We start from the raw sequence: 218 nt of genomic DNA on the forward strand, positions 1-218 counted from the left end.
GGAAATCTGGATACAGGAGATGAAGCACACAAATATATAACCATTGAGAAAGCTGCGAAAGACTATCCTATTAGCAAGCTGTGTACGCTTTTCAAAGTCTCCAGAAGTGGATATTACGCCTTCTTAAAGCGTAGAGGAGCAGATCGAGATCGGGACGCGAAAGCACTTGTGAAGAAAGTGTATGAGCAGTATAACGGGGTCTACGGCTATCGCCAAAT

At 44.0% G+C, this 218-nt stretch carries 1 pseudogene; it reads left to right on the top strand.

Features of this window, described 5'->3' with window-relative positions:
* A pseudogene (locus tag G9G53_RS26135) lies at positions 1–218 on the top strand (IS3 family transposase); the annotation flags it as partial.

Source organism: Paenibacillus sp. EKM206P (genome assembly GCF_011066155.1).
Classification (GTDB): Bacteria; Bacillota; Bacilli; order Paenibacillales; family Paenibacillaceae; genus Paenibacillus; species Paenibacillus polymyxa_D.